Annotated in this window: 14 protein-coding genes; 9 read left to right on the top strand and 5 right to left on the bottom strand. The window is 71.1% G+C overall.

The features are described from left to right. The first annotated feature begins 58 nt into the window (after positions 1-58). From OIE47_RS15185 to OIE47_RS15165, 5 genes are all read left to right on the top strand, one after another. Positions 59-475: a hypothetical protein gene (locus tag OIE47_RS15185; protein ID WP_326562138.1), complete on the top strand. Its 417-nt coding sequence runs from the start codon at positions 59-61 to the stop codon at positions 473-475. After that, positions 444-1931, top strand: coding sequence for a sensor histidine kinase (locus tag OIE47_RS15180; RefSeq protein ID WP_326562137.1), 1488 nt, complete (start codon positions 444-446; stop codon positions 1929-1931). Before OIE47_RS15185 ends, OIE47_RS15180 begins: the two co-directional genes overlap by 32 nt. After that, a complete protein-coding gene (locus tag OIE47_RS15175; protein ID WP_326562136.1) occupies positions 1928-2587 on the top strand; it encodes a response regulator transcription factor in 660 nt (219 codons plus the stop codon). Before OIE47_RS15180 ends, OIE47_RS15175 begins: the two co-directional genes overlap by 4 nt. A gap of 82 nt (positions 2588-2669) precedes the next feature. Next, positions 2670-3626 (top strand): zinc-binding dehydrogenase, encoded by a 957-nt coding sequence (locus tag OIE47_RS15170; protein ID WP_326562135.1) that lies wholly within the window; start codon positions 2670-2672, stop codon positions 3624-3626. A gap of 63 nt (positions 3627-3689) precedes the next feature. Beyond that, a complete protein-coding gene (locus OIE47_RS15165) occupies positions 3690-4265 on the top strand; it encodes a hypothetical protein (RefSeq protein WP_326562134.1) in 576 nt (191 codons plus the stop codon). A gap of 11 nt (positions 4266-4276) precedes the next feature. Here OIE47_RS15165 and OIE47_RS15160 read toward each other — a convergent pair whose 3' ends face one another. Then, positions 4277-5038, bottom strand: a complete 762-nt coding sequence (locus OIE47_RS15160) for an SDR family oxidoreductase (RefSeq protein ID WP_326562133.1) — start codon at positions 5036-5038, stop codon at positions 4277-4279. After that, positions 5035-5943 carry an NAD(P)-dependent oxidoreductase gene (locus tag OIE47_RS15155; protein WP_326562132.1) on the bottom strand — a complete coding sequence of 303 codons (909 nt, stop codon included), beginning with the start codon at positions 5941-5943 and terminating at the stop codon, positions 5035-5037. Before OIE47_RS15155 ends, OIE47_RS15160 begins: the two co-directional genes overlap by 4 nt. A gap of 125 nt (positions 5944-6068) precedes the next feature. Between OIE47_RS15155 and OIE47_RS15150 the strand changes: the two genes are divergently transcribed. From OIE47_RS15150 to OIE47_RS15135, 4 genes are all read left to right on the top strand, one after another. Further along, positions 6069-9320: a BTAD domain-containing putative transcriptional regulator gene (locus tag OIE47_RS15150; protein WP_326562131.1), complete on the top strand. Its 3252-nt coding sequence runs from the start codon at positions 6069-6071 to the stop codon at positions 9318-9320. 59 nt (positions 9321-9379) lie between these two features. Beyond that, complete coding sequence (locus OIE47_RS15145) at positions 9380-9880, top strand: pyridoxamine 5'-phosphate oxidase family protein (RefSeq protein ID WP_326562130.1); 501 nt, start codon at positions 9380-9382, stop codon at positions 9878-9880. A gap of 72 nt (positions 9881-9952) precedes the next feature. Then, on the top strand, positions 9953-11266 hold the full coding sequence (locus OIE47_RS15140) for a phosphotransferase family protein (RefSeq protein ID WP_326562129.1): 1314 nt from the start codon (positions 9953-9955) through the stop codon (positions 11264-11266). 115 nt (positions 11267-11381) lie between these two features. Then, positions 11382-11861: a hypothetical protein gene (locus OIE47_RS15135; protein WP_326562128.1), complete on the top strand. Its 480-nt coding sequence runs from the start codon at positions 11382-11384 to the stop codon at positions 11859-11861. 58 nt (positions 11862-11919) lie between these two features. Here the strand turns inward: OIE47_RS15135 and OIE47_RS15130 are convergent, their stop codons facing one another. The 3 genes from OIE47_RS15130 to OIE47_RS15120 all read right to left on the bottom strand — a co-directional run bounded on the left by OIE47_RS15130 (position 11920) and on the right by OIE47_RS15120 (position 18371). Next, positions 11920-12714: a hypothetical protein gene (locus OIE47_RS15130; protein ID WP_326562127.1), complete on the bottom strand. Its 795-nt coding sequence runs from the start codon at positions 12712-12714 to the stop codon at positions 11920-11922. A gap of 163 nt (positions 12715-12877) precedes the next feature. Then, positions 12878-13915, bottom strand: coding sequence for a Gfo/Idh/MocA family protein (locus OIE47_RS15125; protein ID WP_326562126.1), 1038 nt, complete (start codon positions 13913-13915; stop codon positions 12878-12880). Positions 13916-14060: 145 nt separating this feature from the next. After that, positions 14061-18371 carry a galactose-binding domain-containing protein gene (locus OIE47_RS15120; protein WP_326562125.1) on the bottom strand — a complete coding sequence of 1437 codons (4311 nt, stop codon included), beginning with the start codon at positions 18369-18371 and terminating at the stop codon, positions 14061-14063. Positions 18372-18567 lie beyond the last annotated feature (196 nt).

Raw genomic sequence — 18567 nt, 5'->3', positions numbered from 1 at the left:
AGAGGCTTCTCATCCGGCTCTCACCGGTTGGTCATCGCCGACCGGCAACCTTGGTCCGATGAGCACACAGAAGGTCGCCACCGGCATCGGGCTGGCGGCGCTGGTGGGCCTGCTCACCGGTGTCGGCCTGCCTGCGCTGCTCCCGCCCGACCAGGTTCCGCCGATCCAGATCATCAGCCCGGCAGCTCAGACGAGGACCGACGATGGAGCCGACCCAGCCGGCAGCGCGAGCCTCGGCCCGGCCAACCCCGGAGGCGACGATGACAACGACGCCGCCCAGCCCGCCACCGGAGACGACGACGACCAGCCCGCCGACGACGACGGACCGGCCGGCAGAGACGACGACGGCACAACCGGTCGAGGCGACGACGGACCGGCCGGTGGTGACGACGCCGAGCCAGCCGGCGATGACGACGATGACGATGACGACCGGTCCGGCGACGATGACGACGAGGACGACGACGGGGACGACTGAGACGGCCGTACGACCGTGGCGCCGGCCGCTCGGCCTCGGGTTGCGGCTGCGGCTGTTGGGGTGGGCCCTGGCCCTGCTCGCGGTGGCCAGCCTCGCCTCGGTGGTGGTTATCCGACAGGTCCTGCTCAACCAGCTCGAGAACCGGATCGGCACCGACATGCGCCAGGAGGTGACCGAGTTCCGGCGACTCGTCGGCGGTCGTGATCCGGCGAGCGGGCAGCCGTTCGGCCCCGACCTGCGGGCCATCGCGGACACGTACCTGCTGCGCAACGAGCCGCAGGCCGGGGAGGCGGTGCTGGTGCTGGTCGACGGGGCGTTCTACCGGGCGACCGAGGCGCCACCGTACGACCTCAGCGGTGACACCGAGCTGATGCGCCGCTGGGCCGGGCTGACCGAGAGCGCGTACGGGCGGGTCGACGGAGGTCCCGGCGGTCCGGCGCGCTGGCTCGCCGTACCCCTGATCATCGACGGGGCGGTACGCGGTCAGGTGGTCGTGGTCGAGTTCGGTGCCGAACGGCGGGCCGACATCGACGACGCCGTACGCCTGATGGCGCTCGCCTGCCTGCTGGTGATCGTGGTTGTCGCCGCCGGCGGTTACCTGGCCATGGGCCGGGCGCTGCGTCCACTGCGTACGGTCACCGAGACCGCGCGGACGATCGAGGAGACCGACCTCTCCCGCCGGATCGAGGTCACCGGCACCGACGAGGTGGCCGACCTGGCGCACACCTTCAACGGGATGCTCGGCCGGCTGCACCGGGCATTCGCCGCCCAGCAGGCGTTCGTCTCCGACGCCGGGCACGAACTCCGTACGCCGATCACCATCGTCCGGGGTCACCTGGAGCTGATGGGTGACGACCCGGACGACCGGGCCGAGACCATCGCGCTGGTCACCGACGAGTTGGACCGGATGAACCGGATGGTGAACGACCTGCTCATGCTGGCCAAGGCCGAGCAACCCGACTTCCTGCACCCCGACCCCGTGGAGGTCGCGCTGATGATGCACGACGTGTACGCCAAAGCCGTCGCCCTGGGAGACCGGGAGTGGCGGATCGGCACCATCGAGGAGGTGACCGTGCTCGCCGACCGGCAGCGGCTGACCCAGGCCCTGATGCAGCTCGCCCAGAACGCGGTCCAGTTCACCGGTCCGTCGGACACCATCGAACTCTCCGCCCGGGTGGAGCGTCCCGGTCAGGCCGAACCGGGCCGGGTGCTGCTCTCCGTACGGGACACCGGGGTCGGCATCGAGCCCGAGGACCGGGAACGGATCTTCGCCCGTTTCGCCCGGGCCGAACACGCGCACGCGCGGGCCGAGGGCGCCGGGCTGGGTCTGGCGATCGTGGCGGCGATCGCGGAGGCGCACCGTGGGACGGTCGCGGTGGACAGCATTCCCGGCGCGGGGTCGACCTTCACCCTGGTCCTGCCCGCCGCCTCGGTCGTACCGGGAGGCATTCGATGAACCGGGTCCTGATCGCCGAGGACGAGCCGCGGATCGCCTCGTTCCTGACCAAGGGGCTGCGCGCGGCCGGGTACGTGACCACGGTGGTGACCAGCGGGGTCGAGGTCGCCGTGTCCGCCCGCAGCGGTGACTTCGACGTGTTGATCCTGGACCTCGGGCTGCCCGGCCAGGACGGGCTGGCCGCACTGGCGCAGCTCCGGGCGCGGGGCGAGCGGTTGCCGGTGATCGTGCTCACCGCCCGTGACGCGGTGCCGGACCGGGTCGCCGGGCTCGACCTGGGTGCCGACGACTACATGACCAAGCCGTTCAGCTTCGACGAACTCCTGGCCCGGGTCCGGGCCCGGCTGCGTGAACACGGCCAGGCCACCCCGACCGTGGTCCAGGCCGGCCCGATCCGGCTCGACCTGGTACGCCGTACCGCCACCGTGAACGGGGACCTGGTCGAGTTGACCGGGCGGGAGTTCCTGCTCGCCGAGACCCTGTTGCGCCACCCCGGTCAGGTGCTCAGCCGGGAGCAGTTGCTGGACCGGGTCTGGGGGCTGGCCCACGATCCCGGCTCGAACGTGGTGGACGTGTACATCGGTTACCTGCGTCGCAAGCTCGGCACCGACCGGATCCAGACCGTACGCGGGATCGGGTACCGCCTGGCCGGCTGAGCACCACCGGCACTTGACCTCAACCGTTGTTGAGGTTGCAGGCTCCGGGGACAGGAAGCGAGTCGACGCCGGAGGAGTGGTTATGCGTGCGGTGTGGTTGACGGGATTCGGCGGGCCGGAGAAGCTCGTCCCCGGCGAGGCCCCGGACCCGGTCGCCGGGCCGGGACAGGCCCTGATCGAGGTGGCGTTCGCCAACATCACCTTCGTCGAGACCCAGTTCCGGGCAACCGGCGCCGGCCCGTTCCGGCCGGAACTGCCGATGATCCCGGGCAACGGGGTCGGCGGAGTGGTCAGCGCGGTCGGCACCGGCGTCGACCCGGCCCTGGTCGGCCGGTCGGTGGTGAGCAGCACCGGCGGCTCCGGCGGGTACGCCGAACGGGCCTCGGTGGACGCCGCCGGTCTGCTGCCGGTGCCGGACGGGTTGGCGCTGGACGACGCGGTGGCGTTGCTCGCCGACGGGCGTACCGCGACCTGGCTGGTCGGGTCGGCCGGGCTGGTCGTCGGCGAACGGGTGCTGGTGGAGGCGGCGGCCGGTGGGGTCGGCTCGCTGCTGGTGCAGCTCGCCAGGGCGGCCGGCGCCACGGTTGTCGCGGCGGCCGGTGGCCCGTACAAGGTAGGGCTGGCCCGGGACCTGGGGGCGGACGTCGCGGTCGACTACCGGGAACCGGACTGGACCGATCGGGTACGCGCCTCCGTCGGCGGGGTCGACGTGGTCTTCGACGGTGTCGGCGGTGCCGTCGCCCGCGCGGCCTTCGAGTTGCTGGACCGGGGTGGCCGGATGCTCAGCTTCGGTCTGGCCAGCGGGGAGTGGGTGGACATCTCGGAGGAGGCGGCCGAGCGGCGTGGCGTACGGGCGTTCCGCCCGGCGATGAACCCGACGCAGATACGTGGCTTCGCACAGAGCGCCCTGGCCGAGGCGGCAGCCGGCCGGCTGCGACCGACGATCGGGCAGCGTTTCCCGCTGGAACGGGCGGCGGACGCGCACGCCGTCATCGAGTCCCGGGCCGGCTTCGGCAAGACCCTGCTGGAGGTACGTTGACGCGGGAGCGCCGGCCACCAACTGACGTGATCACGCGTTGATCGACCTCAGTACGCTGCGGCGGTGAGCCGACCCCACCGCGACTCCCGCGCCTGGTCCCGCCCGTTCACCGGGCTTGACCTGGCCTCGGCGGCAAAGCTCGGCTTGGTGGTGTGCTTCGGCGTCGCTCTCGTGGTGACCGGGGCCGGGCGGGCCTATGCGTTCGTCGCCGGGGTTCCGGGCAGGGTGACGGTGGTCGAATGCCACTTCGAATCCGGCGACAAGCTCGACGGTTGGGCCTGCCGTGGGGCGTTCACGGCCGACGACGGCAGCGTACGCATCGACCGGGTCCGGATCCACCCGTTGCTCCGCGACCGACCCACCGGCCCGGTTCCGGTCAAGGTCACCGGACCGGGGGCCACCTCCGCCTGGGAACCGGACCCATGGTCGCTAACGCCGGCCGGCGCGGGCATGGGCCTCCTCGTGTTCTGCGCCGTCGGTTTCTGGTGGATCGGCCGTCCCGATCGGGAGGAGGCGGCCCGGCTCGCCGCCTCCCGTGCGGAAATGGACCGGGTGCGGCGGGAAGTCGCCAAGCTACGTGCCGAGCTCGACGATCTGCGGCACGACCTCGGCCCCGACCCGCCACCCCCGACCCCCTAGACCGCGCCGACCTACTGACCGGGTGGGTCGAGCCGCTGGCCGAGGCCGCCGTCGACGGGGAGTTTCACCCCGGTGGTGAAGGTGGCGTCGAAGGCCAGGAAGAGCGCGGCCGTCGCCACCTCCTCCGGCGTACCGTGGCGTTTCATCGGGGTGATCTCGTCACCGAGCTGCGAGAAGGCCTCCTTCTCCGCCGCCGTGGCGTCCACCCCCATCGACGGCGTCCTGATGAAACCGGGACTGACCGCGTTGACCCTGATCCCCCGAGGCAGGAGTTCCGCGGCGAAGCCCTGGGCGAAGGACCAGAGCGCGGCCTTCGACCCGGAGTAGAGAATCAGTCCGGGCGTGCCGCCGGTGTCGGCGACGGAACTGGTGAAGACCACCGACCCGCCGGTACGCAGCAGTGGGGCCAGCCGTTGCACGGTGAAGAACGCGCCCTTGGTGTTGACGTCGAAGGTCCGGTCGTACGACGAATCCGTGACGTCGGTCGACAGCTCCATCCTGGCGTAGCCGTGGTTGACGAACAGGGCGTCGAACGTGCCGAACCGGTCACCGACCTGCCGACCGAGCGCGTCGATGTCGGCCAGACTCGCCGCGTCGGAGCGCACCACCTGGACCGACGGGCCGAGGTCGGCACGCGCCTTCTCGATGTTCTCCTCGTTACGACCGGTGAGCAGCACCTCGGCGCCGCCGTCGAGCAGTGCCCGGACGATCGCCAGGCCGATTCCGTGCGTACCGCCGGTGATGACGGCCTTCCTACCCGCGTACCTGGTCATGCCGGGGTTCCTTTCGTCGGTGCCGGAGACGTGAGCAGTTCGACCAGGACGGTGAGGTCGGCCTTGCCGTGGCCGCCGGTCACCCCCCGGTCGAGCAGTGCCTGCATCGGAGCCATCAGGTCCGGGCGCACGCCCTGGTCCCGGCTGGCTCGGATCAGGTTGGGAAAGGCGGTCGCCTGCATGCCGAGGTTGGACACCACGCCGGTGGTGTGGTCGCCGCTGTCGATCCGTTCGGCCCAGTTCGGCAGATCGGCCAGCATGGCGTGCAGCAAGGGCGTCAGCAGGGCGACGAACTCGGTCGCCCGGATGTTCTCGCTGCCGGCCAGGGCGAATGCCTGGACGAATCCGGCGAACATGCCGTACACGCCGCTGAGCAGCGCCAGGTCGTGCAGGGCCGCCAGGCCGGGGTCGGTGCCGAGGTAACTCGCCGCGCCGAGCAGTTCCAGCTCCCGGCGGTACGTCACGAAGGCGTCCTCCGAACCGCTGTAGAGCACGAACGCGTCCGAGGTGCCGATGCCCGGTGGCATCGCCATGATCCCGCCGTCCAGGTAGTCGACGCCGTGCCCCGCCGCCCAGGTGGCGGTTTCCCGGGCCTGGGCCGGTGTTCCGTTGGTGAGATTGACCAGAACCCGCCCGGACAGGGCCGCCCCGATCGGGTCGAGCACCTCGCGTACGGCCGGGTAGTCCAGCACGCACACGATCACCAGTGGACTCGCCGCGACCGCCGAGGCCACCTCGGGCACCTCGACGGCTCCCCTCGACACCAGGTCACCGGCCCTGCCCCCGGTCCGGTTCCAGACCGTGGTGGGGTGCCCGGCGGCCAGGTACGCCCCGGCCAGGGCGGTACCCATCGCCCCCAGACCGATGATCGTCACCGGTGCTCGTGAGCCGTTCCCGTCAGACATCGAACTCCCCTCGTTCGTTCCGGTGCGCTTTCCGATCCCCACCCTGCCGAGCTGCCCTTCGGATCCACTTCGGATGCGCTTCGGCCGCGGTCGGTAGGGGCCGCCGGTCTGCGTACGGTGGGGTGGTGCGTTTCGGGGTGCTCGGACCGGTGGCGGTGTGGACGGCGGACGGTGAGCCGGTCCGGGTCCCCGAGCTGAAGGTCCGCGCGCTCCTCGCCGCCCTGCTGACGGACCCCGGGCGACCGGTGTCGACGGATCGGCTGGTCGACGACCTGTGGCCGGACCGGCTGCCGACCAACCCGACCGGCGCGCTCCAGGCCAAGGTCTCCCAGCTACGGCGGGCGTTGGCGGACGCTGGGCCCGCCGGCCGGGACCTGGTGATCTTCCAACCGCCGGGTTACCTGCTCCGGATCCCCGCCGACGCGGTCGACGCCGGCCAATTCGCCGACCTGGTCGCGCGGTCCCGGACAACCCCCGATCCGGGTACGCGCACCGCGCTGCTCACCGACGCCCTGGCACTCTGGCGCGGCCCCGCGTACGCCGACTTCGCCGACGAACCGTTCGTCCGGGCGGCCCGCGAACACCTGGACGAGCAGTGGCTACTGGCGATCGAGGACCGGGCCGAAGCCCGGCTGTCGCTGGGCGAGCACGCCCCGCTGGTCGGAGAACTCGGCGAGTTGGTACGCCGGCACCCGCTACGGGAGCGGCTGCACGCCGGCTACCTGCGGGCGCTCTACCAGGCAGGGCGGCAGAGCGAGGCGCTCGCCGGTTACCGCCGGTTGCGCGACCGCCTCGCCGAGGAGCTGGGGCTGGAGCCCGGCCCCGAGCTGAACCGCCTGCATGCGGCGATCCTCCGGCACGACCCGGCCCTGCTGGCACCACCGCGCGCCACGGCAACCGCCCGGCCCCAGCTACCCGCCCCGCTGACCGAACTGGTCGGCCGGACGGAGGCGGTCCGGGAGGTGAGCACCCTGCTGGCGAGCAATCGCCTGGTCACCCTCACCGGGGCGGGCGGCGTGGGCAAGACTCGGCTGGCGGTGGCCGTCGCCGCTCGGGTGGCGGCCACCTTCGCCGACGGCGTGTGGCTGGTGGAACTCGCCGGACTCGTACCCTGCGACGAGCTGGTCCGGCTGGTCGAGGTGGTGTCGGGCGTGCTGGGGATCGGCGACGAGACGAGCGGGCAGCGCGGGTCCGGCGGTGGACCGGCGGATCCGGTCGGTCGGCTCGCCGGGGCGCTGCGGGATCGGCGGGTGCTGCTCGTACTCGACAACTGCGAACACGTGGTCGGGTCGGTGGCGGAGTTTGCCGAACGGCTGTTGCGGGCCGCACCGGAGGTGCGGATCCTGGCGACCAGTCAGGAGCCGCTGCGCTGTGCGGGTGAGGTCCGGTGGGGCGTACCGCCGCTGGCCCTGCCGGACCCGGCAACCGGTACCGACCCCGACACGCTGCTCCGGTCCAGCGCCGTACGGCTCTTCGTGGCGCGGGCCGCCGCGGCGGCACCGGGATTCGCGCTCACCCCCGCCAACGCCGACGCGGTCGGTGCGATCTGTCGACGGCTGGACGGCATCCCGCTGGCGTTGGAGCTGGCGGCGAGCCGGGTACGGGTCCTCGGGGTGCACGAACTCGTGGCCCGGCTCGATGACCGGTTCCACCTCCTCGCCACCGGTCATCGGGGCGCCCCGGCCCGGCAGCAGACGCTCCGGGCGATGGTCGACTGGAGCTGGGAACTGCTGACCGAAGCCGAGCGGGTGGTGCTCCGGCGGTTGGGCGTACCGGCCGACGGGTGCACCCTGGACGCGGCCGAGACGATCTGTGCGGGTGCGGGCGTACGGCCGTCGGAGGTGCTCGACCTCCTGGCCCGGCTGGTGGACCGGTCGCTGGTGGTGGTGGACGATCCCGGCACCGGTGCACCTCCCCGGTACCGGCTGCTCGAATCGGTGGCCGCCTACTGCGGGGACCGGCTCCGGGAGGCCGGCGAGTCCGACGGGGTACGGCAACGCCACGCCCTGTACTACGTCGGGTTCGCCGAGCGGGCCGAGCCGGCACTGCGCGGTCCGGCTCAGCGGGAGTGGTTGGAGCGACTCGACCAGGAGACCGCGAACCTCCGTACGGCGCTCGACGCGACGACCCGGCAGGGAGCGGCGGACCTGGCGTTGCGGCTGGTCAACGCGCTGGGTTGGTACTGGTTCCTGCGTGGACGGCTCAGTGAGGGGCACCGCTGGGCGGGTCTGGCCCTGGCTGCGGCCGGTGAGGTGTCCACCGTCCCGCGGACCCGGGCGCAGACCTGGCAGGCGGCCCTGGCGATCCTGATCGGTGACGGGGCGGACCTGCCCGGTCGGGCCGAGCGGGCGCTGAAGCGGTACGCCGACGTCGACGACCCGGCCGGTCAGGCGATGGCGGAGTGGCTGCTGAGCTACGCCCTGATCGGTTCCGGTGACCTGGCCGCGCGGGCGGACGGGGTGGATCGGGCGTTGGCCGGGTTCCGCGCCCGAGATGATCGGTGGGGGGTGGCGGCGGCGCTGACCACCCGTGCCGCCCAGGCACGGCCGCTGGGCGATCTGACCGCCAGTCGGCGGGACGCGGAGCGGGGCCTGACCCTGTTCCGGGAGCTCGGTGACCGGTGGGGGCAACTGAAGGCGATCGAGGTGCTGAGTTCCCTGGCCGAGATCGGTGGGGAGTACCACGAGGCCGACCGGCTGCACCGGGACGGGCTGCGGATGGCGGAGGAACTCGGACTGTGGATCGAGGTGTCGTACCAGCTCTCCGGGTTGGGGCGGATCGCCCTGCTGCGGGGTGACCATGTCCGGGCCGACGCCTACCACCTGCGGGCGATGCGGTTGGCCGCCGAGCGGTCCCACCGGCGCGGGGAGCAGTTCGCCGGGATCGGGCTCGGCCTCGCCGCCCGACGACAGGGCCGATTGGATGTTGCCGAGGCGCACCTGCACCGCTGGCTCGACTGGTGCCGGCAGGTGGACGGCGACCTCGGGGTGGCGTTGATCGTGGCCGAACTCGGGTTCATCGCCGAACAGCGCGGTGATGCCGAAGCGGCCCTGGCCCTGCACCTGGAGGGACTCGACGCCGCCCGTACCAGCGGCGATCCCCGGTCGATCGCCCTCGCCCTAGAGGGTCTGGCCGGAGCCCGTGCGATGACCGGTCACCACGAGCAGGCGGCCCGGTGGCTGGGGACCGCCGCGTCCGCGCGCGACTCGGTCGGTGCACCGCTGCCGCCGGCCGAACGCGGCGACGTCGACCGGATCCGGGCGGTCGTACGGACCGCGCTGGGCGACGAACGATTCTCGACCGAGTACGACCACGGCCGTCTACAGGGGCTGGACACGCTGGCGAACTGGCCGGTGGGTGTCGTACCGGGGCGGTAGCGTCGGCGACGGCCGATCAACGCAGCGTGATGGGACTGGTGATGGACACCTTGGAACCCGTGACCGACCTGGACGCCCGGTACAGCGACGACACCGCCGAGGCCACCGGCTGGGCCGAGGCCCGGGAGATCCTCACGGCCGCCGAACTCTACTGGCTGTCGACCGTACGCCCGGACGGGCGACCACACGTCACCCCGCTGCTCGGGGTCTGGCTGGACCACGCCATGTACTTCTGCACCGGCCCCGACGAGCGCAAGGCCCGCAACCTCGCCGACAACCCGCACACCGTGCTGACCACCGGAAGCAACGCCCTGCACGAGGGTCTGGACCTGGTCCTGGAGAGTGAGGCGGTCCGGCTCACCGACGAGACGCGACTGCGCCGGATCGCCGACGCCTACGTCACGAAGTACGGCGAAGACTGGCGGTTCGACGTACGCGACGGTTTGTTCCACCACGCCTCCGGCGCCGGTACGGCACTCGTGTTCGAGGTCGCCCCGGCCACCGCCTTCGGCTTCCGTAAGAGCCCCTACAGCCAGACCCGCTGGCGCTTCCCGCGCTGACCCGCCCGACGCTGAGCGGTTTCTCATCAGCGGCTCACCTGCCGCTCATCGCGCGCCGGGATCGTCGGCGGTATGTCGACGACCATCAGCACCGCCGGGCCGGGCGGTCACCCCGACCCCGATCCGCACCTGCTCACCGGGCCGGGCGGTCACCCCGACCCCGATCTGCACCTGCTCACCGGCCCGGGTGATTACTCCGACCCCGATCTGGACCTGCTCACCGGGCCGGGAGCCGAGCAGTTGCTGCGGACCGCCCTGCGACCCGCCGGCGGTGAGCTGCTCGCCTGGCGGGCCGTCCAGGTCGAACACCAACCGGGGCGCCGGTCCACGGCCGCGTACCGGGTCCGGATCCGTTGGCCGGACGGACGGGTCCGGGAGGAACGGCTGGCGGCCTGCACCGGTCGTCCACCACGCGGCACGATGGTGCTGGAGGACGGGACCGACCGGGTGGCCGCCTGGCGTTTCCCGTACGACCCGGATCTGCCGGCGCTGCGCACCGCGTACGACGAGCGGGCGGTTGCCGTACTCCTGCGTGACCTCGGCCTCGGTGACGGCGGCCCGGTACGGCTGGAGGTGCGGGCGTACCGGCCGCGACGGCGGGCGGTGATCGAGGCGATCGGGGGCCGGCACCGGCTCTTCCTGAAGGTTGTCCGCCGCGATCAGGTACGTGACCTGCACGAACGGCACCGACTGCTGGTTGACTCGGGCCTGCCGGTCGCGCCGAGCCTGGGCTACACCCCGGACGGGCTGCTGGTGTTGCAGGCGCTTCCCGGCCGTACGCTCCGGCAGGCGCTGCACGCCCGGCAGCCGCCACCGCCGGGGCGGGCGGTGCTGGCCATGCTCGACCGGTTGCCCGCCGAGTTGGCGGACGGTCGACCCCGGCGGTCCTGGCGGGAGAAGTCACCGCACTACGCCTCGGTCCTCGCCGCCGCCCTGCCCAGCGTGGCGGAGCAGGCGCGAAGCCTGGCCGAGGCAATCATGTGTGAGTCCGGTCCGGAACCCGGCACCGTTGTGCACGGCGACCTGTACGAGGGCCAGTTGCTGGTTTCCGGCGGCCGGATCTGCGGCCTGCTCGACGTCGACACCGCCGGGCCGGGCGAACGGTTGGACGACCTTGCCTGCCTGCTCGGGCACCTCTCCGTACTGGCCCAGATGAACGGCGAACGGGCCGGCACCATCCTGCGGGCGGGGGCGGCGTACCTGGCCGCGTTCGAACGGGTGGTGGACCCCGCCGACCTGCGTTACCGGACCTCGGCGGTGGTGTTGTCCCTGGCCACCGGCCCGCACCGGGTGCAGGAACGGGACTGGCCGACCAACACCCGCGCCCGGCTGGACCTGGCCACCCGGTGGTTGGACAGCGCCCGCCGACTCCGCCCGCCCACCTGACCGCACGGGTGCGGCTCGGGGCACGGATGAAGGAGGTCTCACGTTGCGTTCAGTCGCACCTCATCGACGGAGCCGAGGCTGGAGGCACAGGCAGACAGACACCGAGGAGGATGCCATGCACATCAATCGACCGTGGCGGATCATCGCCGGAGCGGGGGCCGCCGCACTGGTCGCCGGGCTCACGGCTGGCGCCGCGACCGCCGACGCCGGCATCGAACTGCGCGACAAGGTCAGCCCGATCCAGGTGAACACCCAGGTCGACCAGGTAGCCGCCGACGACTCACCGGAGTCCGCCGACAGCCCGTACCAGTCGCCGTTCGACTCCACGAACTCGGCGTCGGACAGTCCGGGTGACCCGCAGTGGGTGGATCCGTCACCCGAGTCGGCGGACAGTGCGAACGCCTCGGCCGCCGACTCCCCCGCCCCGCCGCCGGCCAAGAAGGCGACCGGAACGGGCGACAAGGGCAAGCCTGCGCCGGGCAAGCCGAAGGCGGGCAACGACAGCCCGGACGACTCGCCGGCCCCGGTGCGCAAGCGTGGCGGTGGGGGCGGCGATTCGGCGAACTCCGGCGGTTCCGCCGACTCCGGCGACTGACCAAGCCGGATCCCCGCCGCCCGCGCGGTCCGACCACCCCGGTCGGGCCGCGTTGTCGTCAGAGAATTCCGGGTACGACGGTCGGGCCGAGCAGCCGGCCCAGTCCGTACAGCGCGAAGCCGATCGCGATCCCCATGACGATGAGGAGCGCGAAGCCCTCGAAACCGTTGGAGCGCCTCCTCGCGATCGGCCCGTCGATGCCGACGAGTTCCTGCGCGAGTGCGGTCTGCGGCCCGTACAGCCAGGGTTCCCGGGTGACCCAGGCAAGGACGCCCAGCCCGAAGGGGATCCAGGAGAGCCAGAACCAGTACCACTTCGTACCCCCGATCGGTGCCGGCCCCGAGACCAGGGCCATCAGGAACACGGCCATCAGGGACACCGCGAGCCAGTACGCCGTACGGATGAGCGGGTGGACCACTCCCGTACCGTTGACGCCCGCCGCGGCCTGGAGTTCCGCGACGAGCGGGCGGCCCCGTGCCGGGATGCTCCCGTCCGGGGCGGCCAATGTTCCGTCGGGGTACCCGTAACCGACCTCGGTGTACCGGACCCGGCCGGTCTCCGTCGTCCAGGCGACCTGGCTTCCGTCGGGCCCACCTTCCAGGATCCGTTTCCGGCCCCAGAACCCACCGTCGTTCCAGTACGTTCCGATGTCGACACTCGTCACCGAGCCGTCGGCGATGTCCCGTCGCGCCTGGTCGGCGTCGGCCGGACGGGGTGCCGACCACCAGGCAAGCATCGCCCAGAGCAGCCAGAGCACCACCAGCGTTCCGCGTACGCCCACGACCAGGATCCGCCGCCAGTCGCGTACTGCCAGGTCGCGTGGCCCGATCCCGCCCGGAGCCGCCCCACTCACCCCGCCCACCCCATGCCATCGATCACGACCCCAGGTTGTCAGCCCCCGACCACCGACGCCGCCCCGCCCCCACCACGCCGTTGATCATGAAGTTAGCAACGTCCCAACGCACATTTCTCGTCGCTAACTTCATGATCAACGAGGGAGACCGAAGGAAGGGGGGTCAGGGGAGGGGGATGGTTTCGGCTTGGGTGGCGCTGGTGTGGGCGGCGGCTAGGACTTCTAGGCTGGCTACGGCGTCGCGGGGGTTTACCGGGACGGGGGCGGTGTTGCGTACGGCAGCGGCGAAGGCGGGGTAGTAGGTGTCCCAGCGGCCGCGTTCGGTTGGTACGACGGTCGTCGTCTCGCCGCGGTGGATCCGGCCCCACCGGTGCTCGGGCTCCACGCCCCACCGGTCTGCCTCGGTGGCGGGCGACCGGCCGGCGATGAGCGCCTCCTCCTGCCCGTCGACCCCGTCGACCAGGTAACTGCCGGTGCTGCCGGTGACCCGGAACCGAGGACCGGGCGCACCCTGGGCCCAGCTACCCCACAGGTGGGACCGGACCCCGCCGGTGTGGTGCAACGCGACAAAGAAGTCGTCGTCGCGCCCACCGAGATCGTCCCGCAGCCGCATCTCGGCGTAGACCCGGTCGACCGGTCCGAAGAGGGTCATCGCCTGGTCGACCAGGTGGCTGCCGAAGTCGAGCAGGGTGCCGCCACCGGCGGCGGGCGGTCCCGGCTGCGGGGCGAACCGCTCGAACCGCGACTCGAACCGGGTGACCGTGCCCAGTTCCCCGTCAGCGATGAGCTTACGTACGGTCAACAGGTCCGAGTCCCACCGGCGGTTCTGGTACACGCTCAGCACCACACCGGTTCGCTCGGCCAACTCCACGGTCTCCCGTGCCGCGGCCGGGTCCAGCACGAACGGCTTGTCCACGACCACCGCCAGTCCGAGCCCGATCGCCTCCTGCGCCAGCGCCAGGTGGGTGGCCGCCGGGGTGGAGATCGCGACCGCCTCCACACCCTCCGCCACCAGAGCGGTCAGCGAGTCGAAGGCGGGCGTACCGGGCAGGTCCCGGGCCAGTTCCTCCCGCCGGGACGAGGAGGTGGTGACCACGCCGACCAGCTCGCACTCGGCGGCCGAGGCGAGCAGCGGCGCATGGAAGTAACGTCCGCCGAAGCCGTAGCCGACCAGGCCGAACCGTACCGGGGATGCTGACATACCGTGATCCTACGACCGGTCACCGAGCGTGACAGTCTGCCCCGACCTGCAGCGCGACACGACGGCCGGACGTGACGGTGCCGCCGGGAGGACTGGCCTCCCGGCGGCACCTGGTTACCGCCTGACTACACCTGCCGTCCCCCGGTTACGGGTTGACGGTGATGGTGAAGGTCGACGTGGTGTTCCGGATGTTCTGGAAGTTGTTGCTGAACCGCAGGTTGTTGAAGGTGGCCGAGCCGACCGCCGGGCCCTGGCCGGGCTCGGGCAGCTCATTCGCCCAGATGCCGAAGCCGGACTTGGCGTCGAACGCGTCACCGCTCTTCTGGGCACCGCTGATCGAGATGTTGGTGAAGACGGTGTCCGTGACGGCCTGGGTCGCCTGGCCGCCGCTGTAGTTCGACTGGAACATGATGCCGTGGTAAGTCGGATCCACGATGTCCACGTTGTTGATGCGGATGGCGCGGAACTCCTTCGACGCCGCGAACATCCAGATCGCCGGGAAGGTCTGCGACCCCCAGAAGTGACCACCGGCCCGGACGATCGAGGCGTTCTCGATAGTGGTGTACCCGGGACCGAATCCGATGAACGGATAGCCGAAGTCCAGCGAGCTGACGGTGATACCGGAGTAGGTCAGCATGTCCGCGATGTACAGGTTGCGGAACACGTTGTTCTGCCCTCCGTACACCGCCAGACCGGCCGCACGCCAGGTCAACGTGGCCGTCAGGTTCTCGAACACGTTGCCGGTGTTCGCCCCGCCACCACCGTCGATCGCGGAGAAGAGCGCGAACGCGTCGTCACCGTTGGTCCGACCCTCGACGTTGCTGATCAGGTTGTTGTTGCTGCTGTTGGTCATGTTCAGGCCGTCGGCGTACGTGTTCCGGATCCTCGAGTTCTTGATCGTGGTGTTGGTGACCCCGAGACCCCAGAACATGCACATCTGGTGCTCCACCCAGATGTTGTCGAACGTCATGTTCGACGTACGGGACAGGTCGAAGACCTTGCCCGGACCGTCGTTGCGGCTGGTGTAGTTACCGAAGTACGAGAAGCCGGCGAAGGTCGAGCCGTTCGCCGACGCCTCGGCCCGGAAGCCGACGTCGGTGTTCTCCTGACCCGTGGGCGCGGCGAACCGGGTGTACCAGGGACCGGCCCCGACGACCTGGAGCGCCTTGCCGTACACCTGGAACTTCGACTGGGTCGGGTAGGTACCCGCCGGCAGGTAGACACCGATCAGGTTGGCGTCCTGCCGCGCCCGGTCCAGGGCGTTCTGCACGTCCTGGTGGGTGAAGCCGGCCGGTACGGCGTACCGGGCCGGATCCGGGTTGCCGGCCGCGGTGACCAGCTCCGTGTTGATGAAGTCGATCGCGTACGTGGTGGTGTTGGCCGCGTCCTTCTGGAGCTTGATCTTGCTGCCCGCCGGGATGGTGGCGTCCAGGAAGATGTTCGCCTCGTCGTAGATGTGCCGCGGGCTGCCCGCGCTCGGGGAGTTACCCGGGCTGGCCTCGGCCCCGTAGAGCCAGATGTACTTCGAGGTCAGCGGGATCGCCTTGTGGAACACGTTGTTGACGTAGACGTTGATCGTCGAGTTGATCCCGCCACCGCCCGGCGCGTCCGGGATGGAGAAGCGGGTGACCAGCGTGTTCGTGCTGGCCTTGGTGGTGAACTCGACGAAGTTGCCGGTCGAGTTCAGGGTGACCGCCCGACGTCCGGACGCCTCACCGGCCAGGTCGCCGATGATCCGGTTCGGCCCGACGACCTGGGCCCCGCCGCCGACCACGCCGTCCTCGGCCTCGTACATCTCGTACGGCAGGTTCGCCCCACGACCGGAGAAGAACCCGGTGACGCTGGTGTTGTTGGTGCGCTTCACCGGCAACTCGTTCGCGTCGTCGGCGAGCACCACCCGGACGTCGTACCTGCCGTTGACGGCGGTCCAGGTGCCGAGGTTGACCGGGGCGGTGGTGGCACCGGCCGCGATCGCACCGGTGTACGAGCCGGTCAGCGTACGGACCACGGCACCGTTGGCCGGGTTGACCACGGTGAGCGTGATGCCGTGGGCACCACCGGCGGAAGCGATCGTCCCCTGGTTCTTGATCGCCACCGTGAAGGTGACCGTGCTACCGGCCGCCGGGTTGCTCGGCGACCAGCTCACGTTCGCCACCAGGTCGGAACTGGCCACCTGCGCGACGACCAGCGACGACGGGTTGGTGTAGCTGTTGTTCGCGTCGTTCTGCTCGATCACCGTGTTGGCCTCGTCGACCTTGGCGCTCACCGGGTACGTACCCGCGTCGCGCGGACCGACGTTCGCGGTCACCGTGCTGGTGGCACCCGCCGCCAGCGCGCCGACCGACGCGGTCCCGGCCAACGTCGTACCCAGGTAGAAGTTGACGTTGGTGGCCGCGGAGGCCGCGGACCCGCCGTTGCGGACGGTCGCCGACAGGGTGACCGCGTCGGTCTCCACCGGCGAGGCCGGGGTGAACGACATGCCGGTGATGGTCAGGTCCGGGTTCGGCGCGGGTACGCCGATGATCTGGAACTCCGCCACCTGTCCAGCCGGAGCGCCGGAGTTCGTGGTGATCTGGAGCCGGACGTCCGCGACCGTGGCGCTGACCGGGATGGTCACCGTGTTGCCGGTGGACGGGTTGAAGCTGTACGACTGCGCGGCGGCCAGGCTGGTGAACGTGCTGCTGCTCTGCTCACGCCCGAGCACCTGGATGGTCTGCGTACGCGGACCCCACGAGCTGTCCGGGTTGAGCTTCACCACGACCGAGCTGACGCTCGCGTTGGCCCCCAGCGCCACGGTCAGCACGCTCGGGTAGTTGTTCCCCTCCCAGTAGGTCGCGGTGCTGTTGTCGTTCGCGTTGGTGGGCACGAAGGTGAAGATCGAGCCCGACGCGGTGACCGGCTTGCCGACGGCCAGGTTCGACCCGCCGGGGTTGGTGCCGGTACGGGTGACCGTGTTGCTGTTGCCGGAGACGTTGCCCGCCGCGTCCTTCGCCCGTACGTAGTACGCGACCGTCGCGGTCGCCGGCTGGCTGTCCGTGTACGTCAACACGTTCCCGGCCACGCTCGCCCGCACCGTTCCGTTGGCGTAGATGTCGTACCCGGTCACGGCGGTGTTGTCCGAGGAGGCACCCCACGCCAGTCGGATCTGACCCGAACCCGGCTCGGTGAACGACAGCGTGCCCGGCGTGGTCGGCGCCTGCGTGTCCCCGCCCGGCGTGCCGGTACGGGTGACCGTGTTGCTGTTGCCGGACTGGTTGCCCGCCGCGTCCTTGGCCCGTACGTAGTACGCGACCGTCGCCGTCGCCGGCTGGCTGTCCGTGTACGTCAGCACGTTCCCGGCAACGCTGGTGCGCAGCGTCCCGTTGGCGTAGATGTCGTACCCGGTCACCCCGACGTTGTCGGTGGAGGCGTTCCAGGTCAACCGGATCTGACCCGACCCCGGCTGGGTGTACGCCAGGCTTCCCGGCGCCGACGGTGCCTGGGTGTCGCCCTCGGTCGGCCCGTAGACCTCGAACTCCGAGAGCTGACCGGCCGGCCAACCGGTGTTCCCGGTGATGTTCAACCGGACGTACCGGGTGGTGGTCTGGTTGAAGTTGATCGTCACGGTGTTGGCGGAGGCCGGGTTGAAGGTGTAACCGGCCGACGCGACGATGGTGGAGAACGGGCCACCGCTGTTGTTGCTGCCCTGCACGCTGAGCGTCTGCGTACGGGTCGCCCAGGCGGAGGCCGGCGGCAGCTTCAGCACCACCCGGTTCACCGCCACGGCGGAACCGAGGTCGGCCTGGATCCACTGCGGGAACGCGTTGTTCGCGCTCTCCCAGTAGGTGTTGGCGTTGCCGTCACCGGCGTTGCCCGCCCCGTAGACGTCGGAGAAGCTGCTCGCGGTCAACGACACCACCGCTGCCGCGGCGGCGAGGTTGACGTTCGACACCGCCGCCGGGTGGACCTCCAGCTCGGCGAGCTGACCGGCGGAGGCGGCGCTGTTCGCGGAGATGTCGGCCCGCACGTACCGGGCGTTGGTGGCCGGGAACTTGACCGTCACCAGGTTGCCCGAGGTGGGGCTGAAGGTGTAGCTGGCCGAGCCGACGATCGTGCTGTACGACGTACCGTCGGGGCTGCCCTGCAGAGCCAGGGTCTGGGTCCGCTTCGCCCAGCCCTTGGGCAGTTTCAGGGTGACCCGGTCGATGCTGGTGCTGCTGCCGAGGTCGACCGCGGCGGCCTGCGGGAAGGCACCGGTGCCCTGCCAGTAGCTGGCCTGGTCGCCGTCCTTGATGTTGGCGGCGGCGTGACCGGTGCTGGCGCTGGTTGCCGCGGCGGCCTTGCCGGCGGCGAGGTTGGTCGCACTCGCCTGGTCGGCGGGTGCGGCGGAGGCGGGGATCGCCGGGGCGAGCGCCGCGACCATGCCGGTCGCGAGGATCGCCGCCAGCGGGCGCCAGGGGACGGGGTTGGTTCTCATTGCGTTCCTCCAACTTCGGGCTGGAACGTCAGATGGGGGTGGTGGTGCGTAAGCCCGCAGGGGGCGGCGGGGCGGGCGGACGTTGCCCGATCCCGATTACTGCTGAACCTGGACATACGAGACAGCACCTTCCTGCGCCGGGTACACCGACGGCACTCTCCGAACCGATGGGTGTGATCGGTCCCCTCCCGCCACC

Origin of the sequence: Micromonospora sp. NBC_01796 (genome assembly GCF_035917455.1) — a bacterium.
Lineage (GTDB): Bacteria > Actinomycetota > Actinomycetes > Mycobacteriales > Micromonosporaceae > Micromonospora_G.
Note: the sequence above shows the minus strand (reverse complement) of the source record. Positions and strands in the feature narration are given on the sequence as shown.